Below are 12927 nucleotides of genomic sequence, written 5' to 3'. Positions count from 1 at the left end.
AAGTCGGCGTGATTCGCCGCACGGCTCGCACCGTAACCGGCCAGCGCGTCTCCAATGCCAACGATTTACCGCGCATAAGCGTCTAGCCATGCCTGAATTCCGCTTTCCGGACCGATCCTTCGACCGTTGCAGCGCGCGCGCGACCGCTGCCGCACGCCTCGCCCGCATCAACGCGGCAGACGTTACCGTTGCCACGGCCGCGCCGGCTGCCCGCCTGACCGGGGAGCGTGCCTGATGGATTTCGGTTTCAACCTGAATCGCACCGCCAACGCGTCCGCATGGCGGGTGTTGCCCAATCGCTGGGACTTCGTCGCGTTCCCGCTGATCATCTGCATCATCGCGATGGCGGCGATCGGCTTTCACGAGACGATGGCGCCGATCTCCACGCTGCAGACCCAGGCCATCTCGCTCGATCCGGCGAATCTGCCTGAGTACGCGATGCGCACCACGCTGCGCATGCTCGCGGCGATGGTCGCGTCGCTGATCTTCACGCTCGTGTACGGCACGCTCGCCGCGAAAAGCCGCCGCGCCGGGCAGGTGCTGGTGCCGATCCTCGACATCCTGCAGTCGGTGCCGGTGCTTGGCTACATCTCGTTTACGGTCACGTTCTTTCTCGCGCTGTTCCCGGCGCGCGTGCTGGGCGCGGAGCTCGCGGCGATCTTCGCGATCTTCACGAGCCAGGCCTGGAACATGACGTTCAGCTTCTACCAGTCGCTGCGCACGGTGCCGCGCGATCTGGACGAAGTGTCGCGCGGCTTTCATCTGACCTCGTGGCAGCGCTTCTGGAAGCTCGAAGTGCCGTTTTCGATGCCGGGCCTCATCTGGAACATGATGATGTCGATGTCGGGCGGCTGGTTCTTCGTCGTGGCGTCGGAGGCGATTACGGTCGGTAACCACTCGATCACGCTGCCGGGCATCGGCGCCTATCTGGCCGCGGCGATCGCCGGCAAGGACCTGCACGCGATCGGCTGGGTGATCCTGACGATGACCGTTGTGATTCTCGCCTACGACCAGTTTCTGTTCCGTCCGCTCGTCGCGTGGGCGGACAAGTTCCGCATGGAAACCACGAGTTCGGGCAATGCGCCGGAATCGTGGCTGCTTGACCTGATCCGCCGCACGCGGCTGATTCACCGTCTGCTCGTGCCGCTCGGCTGGCTGTTCGCGAAGGCCGCCCGCGTGCCGCTGCGCGTGCCGTCGTTCGACCGCGTGCGCTTCCAGATTCCGCAAAGCGAGAAGTCGTCGAAGCTCGGCGACATCGTGTGGGCCGTGGGCGTGCTGATCGCGACCGTGTACGTGGTCTGTCGCGTTGCGCTCTACGTGCGCACTGGCGTCACGATGGACGAGGTCGGTCACGCGTTCGTGCTCGGGCTCATCACGCTGTTGCGCGTGGTCGTGCTGATCGCGATTGCCTCGGTGGTGTGGGTGCCGGTCGGCGTGCTGATCGGGCTGCGCCCGCGGCTCGCCGAGAAGATGCAGCCGCTCGCGCAGTTCCTCGCGGCGTTCCCGGCGAACCTGCTGTTCCCGGTGTTCGTGATCGTGATCGTGCGCTTCGGCCTGAACCCGGATATCTGGCTCTCGCCGCTGATCGTGCTCGGCACGCAGTGGTATATCCTCTTCAACGTGATTGCCGGCGCGACCTCGTATCCGAACGACTACCGCGAGGCGGCCGCCAATTTCCACATCCGCGGCTGGCAATGGTGGCGCCAGGCCATGCTGCCGGGCATCTTTCCTTACTACGTGACGGGCGCGATCACCGCGTCGGGCGGCGCGTGGAATGCGAGCATCGTCGCGGAGGCGGTGCAGTGGGGCAATACCAAGGTCGTCGCGCATGGCCTCGGCGCCTATATCGCGCAGAATACCGAAGCGGGTGACTATCCGAAGATCATCCTCGGGATCGCGGTCATGTCGCTTTTCGTGACCCTGTTCAACCGTCTGTTGTGGCGTCCGATGTACGCCTACGCCGAAGCGAAGCTTCGGCTCGATTGAGAGCGAAACACGATGCAAAACCCGAAAGCCGTAGCCGCCGCGCAGATGCAGGCGCAGCCGACGCCGCCCATGCCACCCGTGCCACCTCGCCCCGGCGCGGAGATCCTGCGCGTCAAGGACGTGTGCCGTGGCTTTAACAAGACGCAGGGCGAACTGCTCGTCCTCGACGACGCGAACCTGTCGCTGCGCGAAGGCGAGATCGTCGGCCTGCTGGGCCGCTCGGGCTCGGGCAAGTCGACGCTGCTGCGGATCATCGCGGGCCTGATCGAGCCGACCGACGGCGAGGTCACGTATATGGGCGAGCCGCTCGACGGCCCCGCCAAGGGCGTCGCGATGGTGTTCCAGACCTTCGCGCTGTTCCCGTGGCTGACCGTGCTGCAGAACGTGGAAGCCGGGCTCGAGGCGCAGGGCGTCGCCGCGCGCGAGCGCCGCGAGCGCGCGCTGGCCGCGATCGACCTGATCGGTCTCGACGGCTTCGAGAACGCGTATCCGCGCGAGCTGTCGGGCGGGATGCGCCAGCGCGTGGGCTTCGCGCGCGCGCTCGTCGTCGACCCGACGCTGCTGCTGATGGACGAGCCGTTCTCCGCGCTCGACGTGCTGACCGCCGAAACGCTGCGTACCGACCTGCTCGACCTGTGGACGCAGGGGCGCATGCCGATCAAGTCGGTGCTGATCGTCACGCACAACATCGAGGAAGCGGTGTTCATGTGCGACCGGATCCTCGTGCTGTCGTCGAATCCGGGCCGCGTGATCGCCGAGATCAAGGTGCCGTTCAAGCATCCGCGTAACCGCCTCGACCCGGCGTTCCGGCGTCTGGTCGACGAAATCTACGCGAAGATGACCGCCCGCCAGACAGGCGAGGCAACCCGCAAGGGGCTGGAGTGGAGCAGCTGGCTGCCGCATGTGTCGACCAACCTGATGGCCGGCCTGATCGAGACGCTGGCCGCCGCGCCGTATCACGGCCGCGCCGACATGCCGGAAATCGCGCGTTCGCTGCATCTGGAGGTCGACGATCTGTTTCCGGTCGCCGAAGTGCTGCAGCATCTCGGCTTCGCCGACGTGCGCGAAGGCGATATTTTCCTGACGCCGCCGGCGCGCGTGTTCTCGGAATTCGGCACGCAGGAACGCAAGATGATGTTCGCCGAGCATCTGCTGCGTCACGTGCCGCTGGCCGCGCGGATCAAGAAGGTGCTGAACGAGCGCCCGGGGCATCGCGCGCCGCGCGTGCGCTTCGAGCAGGAGCTGGAGGATTTCCTCTCCGACAAGGCCGCCGAGGAGACGCTCGACGCCGTCATCAACTGGGGCCGTTATGGCGAGATCTTCTCGTATAACGACCAGACCGAAATCTTCAGCCTGGAAGACGTCGAGTCCTGATTTGCCGCGGGTGTGATCCCGCAAAGCAGAAAGGCCGCGCAGGGTTCGTCATCGAACACTGCGCGGCCTTTTTTATCCGCCAGGCAAAAGCCAGGCGGCGAGCGTTATTGCAGATTGCCCCAGCGTTCGACGGCTGGTTCGGCCAGCGCCCACTTCCAGCCCTTGTCCTGCTGGCACGCGCTGCCGGTGTACCAGGCTTCGTGCGCGCCGGGATCGTCGCCGTCCTGCACGGAGAACACGAAGTCCTTGCAGCTCGCGAGCGCCGACCTGAACTCGCGTGTCACGCGAACCTGGCCATGGCCGTTCTCGATGGGCATCGAGTGCTTGATTCGCCACGGCCGTGTCTCGCCAATGGACAACGCGCCCGCGAGCGCCGCGATCAGGTTCTGCTGGTCTTCATGCATGTCGCGCATGTAGTTCCTGACGACCTCGTCGGTCGCGGCCTGCACCGCGATGCCGACGCCGATCCCGACTGTCGGGTTCGCCGTGACGAGACCGGTGGCGACGCCCGCCGCCGCGCCGCTCGTGGCGCCGACCGACGCCGACGAACACCCGCCCAGCAACACACCGGCGCTCACGCAGAAGGCAGCGGCCAGCGCGAGCCGTACGCTTGCGGCCGCACTCATTGCAGCGCGCCCCAGCGCCCGGTGGCCGGTTCCGCCGACGCCCATTTCCACGCGGCGCCGTCACGGCAGATCGACGCGACGTAGAACCCCGTGCTGGCCGGCACGCTCTTCGTGGCGGTTTTGTCGACGGAGAAGACGATTTCCTTGCAGTCGAGCGCGCCGGTGCTGATCGTGCGGCTGACCGTGACGCGACCGTGCTCGTCCTCTTCGATCGGAACCGAATGCGTGACGCTCCACGGCGCGACGGCGCCGACGTCGAGCGGGCCGGCCGCCTGCGCGATGCGGTCCTGGGTGTCGCGATGCACGACGCGCTGCGAGTACTGCACGCCGGCGCGCGCCGCGGCAACGGCGCCAAGGCCGATGCCGGTCGCGACGGCTGCATTATTGGTGACGCTGGAAGCGATGGCGGCGCCGGCGATACCGGCACCGGCGGTCGCGCCTTCTGAATAGACCGAGTTGCATCCGCTCAAGCTGACTGTCGCAACGATCGCAGCGATCGCGACGACGGCGAGCGTCGCGGGCGCGGAGAACACGGAGAGCGTGGATGAGCGCTTCCGCTGGGCGCCGTGGGCCCGGTGCATCCTGATCATCATTCCCTGTCTTGCTCCTGCTGGCGACGTCTGCCGGTATGCCACGCGCTTCGCGCGGCTACAGCCAGACGACGCGTTATTCACGTCCTTTCTTGCCGCAGCATTTTGCAGGATGCGTTTTGTAAATGGCAGGAGAAAAGTGCAAGCAATTGCAAATCCTGATGCACATCAACGAAGTTTCTGAAAAGACGCGGGGATCGAGCGTGTGGACAAGCAGGGCGACAGGCGAACCACGCGAAGCGTTTTCGCATTCAACTTCGCATGGTCGGGATAAAGATGCCGTGTTCAGGAGATGTCCGGCGCGCGCTGGCCGGACCACGGCGAATCAACGGGCTACTCGCTTTCCTCTTCGACGCCGTCTTCGCTGCCGTACGTACCGAGCCGGTTGTACAGCGTCTTCAGGCTCACGCCGAGCGCCTTCGCGGCGCGACGCTTGTCGCCGCCGCAGTACTTCAGCGTGCCGAGGATGATCTGCTTCTGCGCGTCCGCGAGCGGCGTGCCGATCCACACGCTCATCGCGTCGCCTTGCGTGACCGGCTTCCTGACGCGCGACGCAAGGTGCGGATGCGGCAGCTCGACCGTTTTTTCCGCGAGGATGAACGCCCGGTACACCGCGTTCTTCAGCTCACGCACGTTGCCGGGCCACGACCACGTCCGCAGCGTTTCGATGGCGCGCTTGCTGAACGTCTTGTTCGTGCCTTCCTGCTGGTTCATCGAAGCCAGAAAGTAATGCGCGAGCAGTTCGCGATCGTTCTCGCGTTCGCGCAGCGGCGGCGCGCGCAGCGGAAACACGGCGAGGCGATACATCAGGTCCTCGCGCAGACCGTTTTCCTTCATCGCGACAACCGGATCGCGGTTGGTCGCGGCGATCACGCGCACGTCGCCGCGAATCAGCTCGCTTCCGCCCACCCGGAAGAACGTGCCCGTCTCGAGCGCGCGCAACAGCTTCACCTGACGCACCGGCGCCATCTCGGTGATTTCGTCGAGGAACAGCGTGCCGCCGTTCGCATGCTCGAAGTAACCGATGCGTCCCTGCACCGCGCCCGTGAAGCTGCCTTTCTCGTGGCCGAAGAGTTCGGCTTCGATCAGCTCGTCGGGAATCGCGCCGCAGTTCACGGCGATGAACGGCGCGTCGCGGCGCGCGCTCTGGTCGTGAATCGTGCGCGCGATGAGTTCCTTGCCGGTGCCGGATTCGCCGATGATCAACGCGGTTGCGTCGGTTGCCGCGACGCGTTCAATCTGCTCGTACAGTTCGAGCATCACTGGCGATGAGCCGTACAGCAGGCCATAGGACCTGAGGCCGGCCACCGCGCCCGGGATGCGCTGCTTCGTCTGCGCCGCGCCGCCGCCCGCGGCGACAGCGGGCGGGTCCAGATCGATTGACGCCATAAACAGGATGTCCTGCAAAAATGTTCTTCGTTGTAGCGACGCCTGTCCGCACGATCCGCGAACCGCGCCGGCTCAATATCTCGTAAATATGATTTAACCACTCGCGCGCCTTGCACCGCAATGCGCGCGGCCGCGTGAGGACGATCGAACGGCTGTTCGCGCCCCGATGGACGGAGGCGCGATCGATAAAAGGTACTAACGACATATTTGTCATGAGCGATCGGCAATATCGACCGGAACATGCGGTTGTGCAGACGCGGGATGGATGGGGCGGAACTCGCCCGCTTGAAATCAATCGACTAGGAAAGCCGGTGCGCAAGCGGAACGGCAGGGCAGGCGCGCGCATGTCGATTCGCTGCAGCCTGGCGCTTGGCGACGGACGCAGCGCTATCGCGTGGCTGCCGACAACACCGATCGCTACGTCCGCGACACTCCGTGGCAGACGCTCGGCATTGGCACGGGAATGGGTTTTTTTGCTGGGCGTTCTGGTGACGCGGTGATTTGAGCGGCGTCGATGGGGTGGCGCGACGCATGATCCGCCTGCTTCGCGCGATGCGGCCCGGCGGGCAGTTCACGCCGGCGTTCGCGCAGACGATTGCTTCGGTCCGATTTACCCGATTTGCGATGAAGAGGAGTTCGACATGGCACGACCCAGAATAGGCATTTTCGGCGCGTTGATGGCAGTCGGCGGGATCCTCGCATGGCGCTGGTCTCAGCGGCAGCGCGTCGCGCGGACACTGTTGAGTCGTGATCTGAGCCGATGGGAAGGGGAAGGCGGTAGCGTGGTCATGCCCGGGCAACCCGCGGCCGCCACGATGAAAACCGCCAGCGACGGCGACGCCGCGAGCGGCGCTGCAAACGGTGCTGCAAACGGTGCAGCAAGCGGTGCGACGAACGGCGCCGGGCATCCGGCGGGCACAGGCGAACCCTGGCCTTTCCCGCGTAGCTGAGCGGTGATTTCCGGTTGAACGCCGCGAGACGATCGATGGGTCTTGCGGCGCGCCCGGTATGAGGCTGCGTGGTGCGCGGCTTGCCAGATGGGCGAGTCGGCTTCTCCGCGCTTTCTCGCCATAAGATAGAGGCGCATGGCCGGAGTAAAGCCGTACAATGAACAAATCCACAACAATGAGGCGTTCGGGCTGGCACGCATCCGCCGATTGTTGCGCAGGCGCACCTGGTCTTCGTCCCGAATCGATCACTGATCCGGATTGCTGTCCGGTCCGATCGAACCCGGGTCACGACGCCAGACCTCGAATCCCGGCCGGAAACCACCGCACCTGTCGTGCGGTTCGTGCAGCGCGCGACGCATCGGGCGCGCTGCCACCGGCGGGTTTCACGCGTTTGACGATGCGAACATCCAACGCTTCCCACGTTTGCGAGACGCAATGCCACACGTATTGATTGTCGATGACGATCCAGGTACCCGCGAGGCGCTCGCCACCATCATCGCAGAAGACGGCTTGACCACGGTCACCGCCGGCGATCTGCGTGAAGCGCGCATCCAGCTCGTCAGGCAAACGCCGGACGTGATTTTCACCGACCTCAAGCTGCCGGACGGCAGTGGCGTCGACCTCTTCGAGGACCTCGATCCGCAGTCGGGCGTCGAGGTCATCGTCATCACCGGGCACGCGACGGTCGAATCGGCCGTGAACGCACTGAAAATGGGTGCGACCGACTATCTGGTCAAACCGATCAACATGCAGCGCGTGAAGGCGATTCTGAGCCGCCTGCCACGTCCGGGCGACCTGAAAGCCGAAATCGGCACCCTGCGCGGCGAACTGCGACGCATGGGCCGCTTCGGTCTGATGCTTGGCAATTCGCCTGCGATGCAGGAGGTCTACGACCAGATCAGCCGGGTCGCGCCGACGGCGGCTTCGGTGATGCTGGTCGGCGAATCGGGCACCGGCAAGGAAGTCGCCGCGCAGACCGTTCACCAGTTGAGCCTGCGCCGCAAGCACGCGTTTCTCGCGGTGAACTGCGGCGCGATCTCGCCGAATTTGATCGAATCCGAAATGTTCGGGCATGAGCGCGGCTCGTTCACGGGCGCCGACCGTCAACACAAGGGCTATTTCGAGCGCGCGAACGGCGGCACGCTGTTCCTCGACGAAATCACCGAGATGCCGGTCGAGTTGCAGGTCAAGCTGCTGCGCGTGCTGGAAACCGGCATGTTCATGCGGGTCGGCACAACGAAGGAGATCGAAACCGACGTGCGCCTGATCGCCGCGACGAATCGCGATCCGGAGCAGGCCGTGCTCGAAGGCAAGTTGCGCCTCGACCTGTATCACCGGTTGAACGTGTTCCCGATCAGCCTGCCGCCGCTGCGCGAGCGTGGCAAGGACGTCGACCTGCTCGCGCAGGCCTTCCTTGATGAGCTGAACGAACGCCACAGCACGAAAAAGCACTTCCCGCAGGCGGTGAAGGACATGTTGATGTCGTATCCGTGGCCCGGCAACGTACGCGAACTGAAGAACTATGTGCAGCGCGCGCACATCATGTCCGGCCCGGAATCCGACAGCACGGCGACAGTGCCGCTGCAGATCTCGCTGTCGAAGCCGGCAGTGGGCACGGCGGTGACGATACCGTTCGGCACTTCGCTTGCCGAAGCCGACCGGCAGCTGATTCTCGCGACGCTCGAACAATGCGGCGGTGTGAAAACGCGCGCCGCGGAGATCCTCGGCATCAGCCTGAAGACGCTGTATAACCGCCTCGTCGAATACGGCAACGACGCAAGCCGTCTGGCCGAAGGCGAAGCGGACGACGAGTCCCGCGCGCTGGGCGACGCGAATGCCTGAACGCGCAGCGCTTATGTAACACAGGTGCTGGTTCGTTAAGCGGCGGGCAGAACGGCGGCCCGTGATCTTGCGTTGGGCGGGCGGCACATCGCTTGCTGATGAAAGGGTTCGACTCGAACGAGGAGACTTTCATGCCTGAACGTTACGCCGACGTGCCCACGCCGAATCCCACGGTCATCGCGCATCGCCCCGAGCCCATCGAGCCGCCTTCGACACCCGATCCCGATCAGCCCGACACCGACCCCGACCCGACACGCGAGCCGACGATTCCCGATACGCCGCCGATCGGCGACCCGCCTCCAGCGCCGGACGAGGCGCCGCATGTCGTCGTGCATTGAGGCTCGTGGCGTCGCGTGTCCGTACTGCCCGGCGCTTGATGTACTTGTTACACGTCGGGCTGCGTTTTTACCGGCAATTTGCCACGCCGGGCTCTAGACTATGGTGATGCCACCGTTCGTGTGGCGGCCTTCCAGTGGAGGCATCGAGATGAGACACCCCGCCTTGCGGCGCTCCGCGCGCCATTCGAAGCGCGACCCACGTCCTGCCAACCCCGCCGGCAGCGGCACGGACGGGCCGCCCGCAGGTCCCGATCCGGCTGCGCAGAATCGTCCCGCGCCCCATGCGCCGCTCGACGGCGACCACAATCAGGGCGGCGTGCGCCCGGAAGGGCTCGACTATCAGCGCGACCTCGGTTCCGAGCAGGACGCCTGAGTGGAGCCACGGCATGCGTGGCGCACCGGGTTGAGCCGCGCAACGCGAGTGGCAGCGCACAAACGGCAGGAAGACGGGAAAAATTTTCTTGCGATGTGAATGACATACATCGCAGGTTTATTCTCGCCCGTCGCGTTCACATACATTTTTCTTCCGGTTTTAGCGAGACGCGGCATGTGACTTGCATGCACGATAAAAGCTGAATGTCCCCCGCATGCAATGCATAACTGAATGAGGTGGAGCCGAATGAGCAGATTGATCGTGGTATCGAATCGTGTCGCGCCGACCCAGGAGGGCCGTCAGGCCGCTGGCGGTCTCGCGATCGGCGTGCTCGATGCGCTGAAGGAAACCGGTGGCGTGTGGTTCGGCTGGAGTGGCGAGACCGTCGGTGAACCGGCGGCGCCTGTCATCGAAAAGCAGGGCAACGTGACGTACGCCACCGTCGGTCTCACGAAGCGTGACTACGACCAGTATTACCGTGGTTTCTCGAACGCCACGCTGTGGCCGACCTTCCACTATCGCAACGACCTGTCGCGCTACGACCGGCAGGAATACTCGGGTTATCTGCGCGTCAACGTGACGCTCGCGAAGCAGCTGAAGCCGCTGCTCAAGCCCGACGACATCATCTGGGTACACGACTACCATCTGCTGCCGTTCGCGCGCTGTCTGCGTGATCTCGGCGTGAAGAATCCGGTGGGCTTCTTCCTGCACATTCCGTTTCCGGTGCCCGAAGTGCTGCGCACCGTGCCGCCGCACGAAGAGCTCGTGAAGTGCATGTGCAGTTACGACGTCGTCGGCTTTCAGACCGATGCGGATCGCCAGTCGTTCGTCGACTTTATCGAGCGCGGGCAGCATGGCACGTCGAGCGAGGACGGCATGATGCACGCGTACGGCCGCTTCCTGAAGGTCGGCGCCTATCCGATCGGCATCTATCCGGATGCGATTGCGAAGGCCGCGGAGCAGTTCACCGATCGCAAGCCGGTTCGCAGCCTGCGTGAAGGAATGCGCGGCCGCAAGCTGATCATGAGTGTCGACCGGCTCGATTACTCGAAGGGGCTGGTCGAGCGCTTCCAGGCGTTCGAGCGTCTGCTGCTGAACGCGCCGGGCTGGCACGGCCGCGTGTCGCTCGTGCAGATCGCGCCGCCGACGCGCTCCGATGTATCGACCTATCAGCGTATCCGGCAGACGCTGGAAGGCGAAGCGGGGCGCATCAATGGCCGCTTCGCGCAGCTCGACTGGACGCCGATCCAGTACCTGAACCGCAAGTACGACCGCAATCTGCTGATGGCGCTGTTCCGTCAGTCGCAGGTCGGTTACGTGACGCCGCTGCGCGACGGGATGAACCTCGTCGCGAAGGAATACGTCGCTTCGCAGGATCCGGCCGACCCGGGCGTGCTCGTGCTGTCGCAATTCGCCGGCGCCGCCGGGCAGTTGCCGGGCGCGCTGGTCGTGAATCCGTTCGATCTGTCGCAGATGGCCGAAGCGCTGGAGCGCGCACTGTCGATGCCGCTCGCGGAACGCCAGGCGCGTCACGCGGACATGATGGCGCCGCTGCGCGAGAACAATCTTTCCGTGTGGCGGGATAACTTCCTCGCCGATCTGCGCAACGTGGCAACGGCTGCATCGGCGACGGCAAAGGCGGTCAAGCTCGCGCACGCGCCGGCGAACTAGACGCCCGGCGTCCGACCCGAAACGCAAGAAAAGCGACGCTTGATTTGTGCGGCGGCCTGTTCTGGCCGCCGTTTTTCGTCTGCCGTGATGAAGCGTGAGGCCGGCTCGTGATGTTCACGCACGCATGCTGGCGAGGGCTGGACGCGGACATGTGCTGCGCGAGCGGCGCATGCGGTATTCGATGCCCGGTGCGATGCATACCGACAGCAATCAGGTCGAAGCGGTCGCCTCGCGCCGCACGATGCGCAACATGCTGACCGCCGCCGCGACGATCGCAAAGGACGCCGCGACGTAGAGCGCGATGGTCGGCCCGCGTTGCGGCGCCACGCCGAAGATCAACGCCACCAGCGCCGCGCCGAGCGTTTGTCCGGTCAGGCGCGCCGTGCCGAGCATGCCGCTTGCGCCGCCGCTGCGCGAGCGCGGCGCGGACGACAGCATCGTGCGGTTGTTCGGCGACTGGAAGAGGCCAAAGCCCGCGCCGCACACGGCCATGCGCCACGCGATGGCGAACGGTTCCGGATGTGCGCCGAGCGTGGCGAGCAGCAACAGTCCACATGTCATCGTGACGAGCCCGATGCCGCCCAGAATGCCCGCCGAGTAGCGATCCGAGAGCACGCCCGCCAGCGGCGCCGCGACGACGATGACGAGTGGCCACGGGGTCATCAGCAAACCGGTCTGCACCTGGGTGAGCCCGAACGTGTCCTGCATCAGAAACGGCAGCGAGACGAACGCCAGCATCTGCGCGGCGAACGAACAGATCGACGTGCCGATCGACAGCGCGAAGATCGGGATCTTCAGTAGATCCACGGGCAGGAGCGGCGCGGGCTGGCCGAGCTGCCGCCGCACGAAGAAGTAGCCGATCACCACGACCGCGACGAGCGCCGCGATCACATAGCCGCGATGCTCACCGTGACCGAAGCCATCGATGGCGAAGATCAGCAGGCCGAACACGAACGCATTCATCACCGCGCTCAGGAAATCGTAGGGCGTACTGTGCGGCGTGTTGCGCGGCAGCGCCTTCAGCCCGAAGGCGAACGCGGCGATGCCGATCGGCACGTTGATCGCGAAGAGCCACGGCCACGTCGCGACGGAGAGTACCGCGGAAGCGACCGTCGGCCCGACCGCCGACGACACCGCGACCACCATCGCGTTGATCGAGATGCCGCGCCCGAGCTGGTCGGGGGGATAGATCATGCGCACGAGCGCGGTGTTGACGCTCATGATGCCGGCCGCGCCGAAGCCCTGGATCACGCGGGCGAAGGCGAGCGCCGGCAGCGAGGTGGCGAGCGCGCAACCGAGCGACGAGACCGTGAAGAGCGCGAGGCCCGCCAGATACACGCGCCGGTAACCGATGCGATCGCCGAGTGAGGCAAGCGGCAGCAGCGAGATGGTGATCGCAAGCTGATATGCGTTGATGACCCAGATCGAGCTGGCGGCGCTTGCATGCAGATGCCGCGCGATAGTCGGAAGCGCGACGTTGGCGATGGCGCTGTCAAGCACGGCAAGGGTGATGCCGAGCGCCACGACGAAGATCGCGCCATAACGTTGCGGAAGAGGCAGGCCTTGTTCTGGATTCATCGGCACGGGCCGTTAGTAAGCAGACGCCGAATTGTACGAAACCCGCCTTACAGGAAGGTTGTGCGCGCATCGTTCCTGTCGCCGGCGCGAGGCGGTGCGGCGTGCGCGGACACGTGCCCGACGCCGGGGCAATCCGGCACGACCGGCACAACCCGCACAACCAGCGCGACCGGCAAACAGACGGCGGGCGCCATGCGGTGCGCCAACGGG

The 12927-nt window shown here is 65.2% G+C and carries 11 protein-coding genes; 7 read left to right on the top strand and 4 right to left on the bottom strand.

Annotated features, from left to right (window positions below):
• Positions 1–234 precede the first annotated feature (234 nt).
• Both BLV45_RS08005 and BLV45_RS08000 read left to right on the top strand, forming a co-directional pair.
• Positions 235–1986: an ABC transporter permease gene (locus tag BLV45_RS08005; RefSeq protein WP_090531584.1), complete on the top strand. Its 1752-nt coding sequence runs from the start codon at positions 235–237 to the stop codon at positions 1984–1986.
• A 12-nt stretch (positions 1987–1998) separates the two neighbouring features.
• Positions 1999–3360 (top strand): ABC transporter ATP-binding protein, encoded by a 1362-nt coding sequence (locus BLV45_RS08000; protein ID WP_176954104.1) that lies wholly within the window; start codon positions 1999–2001, stop codon positions 3358–3360.
• A gap of 104 nt (positions 3361–3464) precedes the next feature.
• On the opposite strand, the gene BLV45_RS07995 is transcribed toward BLV45_RS08000, so the two are convergent.
• The 3 genes from BLV45_RS07995 to BLV45_RS07985 form a co-directional block, all read right to left on the bottom strand.
• Positions 3465–3986, bottom strand: a complete 522-nt coding sequence (locus tag BLV45_RS07995) for a hypothetical protein (protein WP_090532798.1) — start codon at positions 3984–3986, stop codon at positions 3465–3467.
• A complete protein-coding gene (locus BLV45_RS07990; protein ID WP_407670996.1) occupies positions 3983–4567 on the bottom strand; it encodes a hypothetical protein in 585 nt (194 codons plus the stop codon). Before BLV45_RS07990 ends, BLV45_RS07995 begins: the two co-directional genes overlap by 4 nt.
• A 342-nt stretch (positions 4568–4909) precedes the next feature.
• On the bottom strand, positions 4910–5965 hold the full coding sequence (locus tag BLV45_RS07985; protein WP_090532793.1) for a sigma-54 interaction domain-containing protein: 1056 nt from the start codon (positions 5963–5965) through the stop codon (positions 4910–4912).
• A gap of 394 nt (positions 5966–6359) precedes the next feature.
• Between BLV45_RS07985 and BLV45_RS26960 the strand changes: the two genes are divergently transcribed.
• From BLV45_RS26960 to otsA, 5 genes are all read left to right on the top strand, one after another.
• Positions 6360–6470 (top strand): glycine zipper domain-containing protein, encoded by a 111-nt coding sequence (locus tag BLV45_RS26960; protein ID WP_245753161.1) that lies wholly within the window; start codon positions 6360–6362, stop codon positions 6468–6470.
• 880 nt (positions 6471–7350) lie between these two features.
• The gene (locus BLV45_RS07975; RefSeq protein ID WP_090531580.1) at positions 7351–8757 is read left to right on the top strand and encodes a sigma-54-dependent transcriptional regulator; all 1407 of its coding nucleotides are present in this window, start codon (positions 7351–7353) and stop codon (positions 8755–8757) included.
• A gap of 131 nt (positions 8758–8888) precedes the next feature.
• Entirely contained in the window at positions 8889–9095 is a 207-nt protein-coding gene (locus BLV45_RS07970; protein WP_090532791.1) for a hypothetical protein, read from the top strand.
• 148 nt (positions 9096–9243) lie between these two features.
• On the top strand, positions 9244–9468 hold the full coding sequence (locus BLV45_RS07965) for a hypothetical protein (RefSeq protein WP_090532789.1): 225 nt from the start codon (positions 9244–9246) through the stop codon (positions 9466–9468).
• A 246-nt stretch (positions 9469–9714) separates the two neighbouring features.
• The gene (gene otsA, locus BLV45_RS07960) at positions 9715–11139 is read left to right on the top strand and encodes an alpha,alpha-trehalose-phosphate synthase (UDP-forming) (protein WP_090531578.1); all 1425 of its coding nucleotides are present in this window, start codon (positions 9715–9717) and stop codon (positions 11137–11139) included.
• Between the two features lie 210 nt (positions 11140–11349).
• On the opposite strand, the gene BLV45_RS07955 is transcribed toward otsA, so the two are convergent.
• Complete coding sequence (locus tag BLV45_RS07955) at positions 11350–12717, bottom strand: MFS transporter (protein ID WP_090531575.1); 1368 nt, start codon at positions 12715–12717, stop codon at positions 11350–11352.
• Between the last annotated feature and the right edge of the window lie 210 nt (positions 12718–12927).

The organism is Paraburkholderia sartisoli, assembly GCF_900107685.1.
GTDB lineage: Bacteria > Pseudomonadota > Gammaproteobacteria > Burkholderiales > Burkholderiaceae > Paraburkholderia > Paraburkholderia sartisoli.
Note: the sequence above shows the minus strand (reverse complement) of the source record. Positions and strands in the feature narration are given on the sequence as shown.

Coding starts and splice junctions, on each gene's coding strand:
- BLV45_RS08005 (WP_090531584.1), top strand. CDS start 235: ATGGATTTCGGTTTCAACCTGAATCGCACCGCCAACGCGTCCGCATGG.
- BLV45_RS08000 (WP_176954104.1), top strand. CDS start 1,999: ATGCAAAACCCGAAAGCCGTAGCCGCCGCGCAGATGCAGGCGCAGCCG.
- BLV45_RS07995 (WP_090532798.1), bottom strand. CDS start 3,986: ATGAGTGCGGCCGCAAGCGTACGGCTCGCGCTGGCCGCTGCCTTCTGC.
- BLV45_RS07990 (WP_407670996.1), bottom strand. CDS start 4,567: ATGCACCGGGCCCACGGCGCCCAGCGGAAGCGCTCATCCACGCTCTCC.
- BLV45_RS07985 (WP_090532793.1), bottom strand. CDS start 5,965: ATGGCGTCAATCGATCTGGACCCGCCCGCTGTCGCCGCGGGCGGCGGC.
- BLV45_RS07975 (WP_090531580.1), top strand. CDS start 7,351: ATGCCACACGTATTGATTGTCGATGACGATCCAGGTACCCGCGAGGCG.
- BLV45_RS07970 (WP_090532791.1), top strand. CDS start 8,889: ATGCCTGAACGTTACGCCGACGTGCCCACGCCGAATCCCACGGTCATC.
- BLV45_RS07965 (WP_090532789.1), top strand. CDS start 9,244: ATGAGACACCCCGCCTTGCGGCGCTCCGCGCGCCATTCGAAGCGCGAC.
- otsA (WP_090531578.1), top strand. CDS start 9,715: ATGAGCAGATTGATCGTGGTATCGAATCGTGTCGCGCCGACCCAGGAG.
- BLV45_RS07955 (WP_090531575.1), bottom strand. CDS start 12,717: ATGAATCCAGAACAAGGCCTGCCTCTTCCGCAACGTTATGGCGCGATC.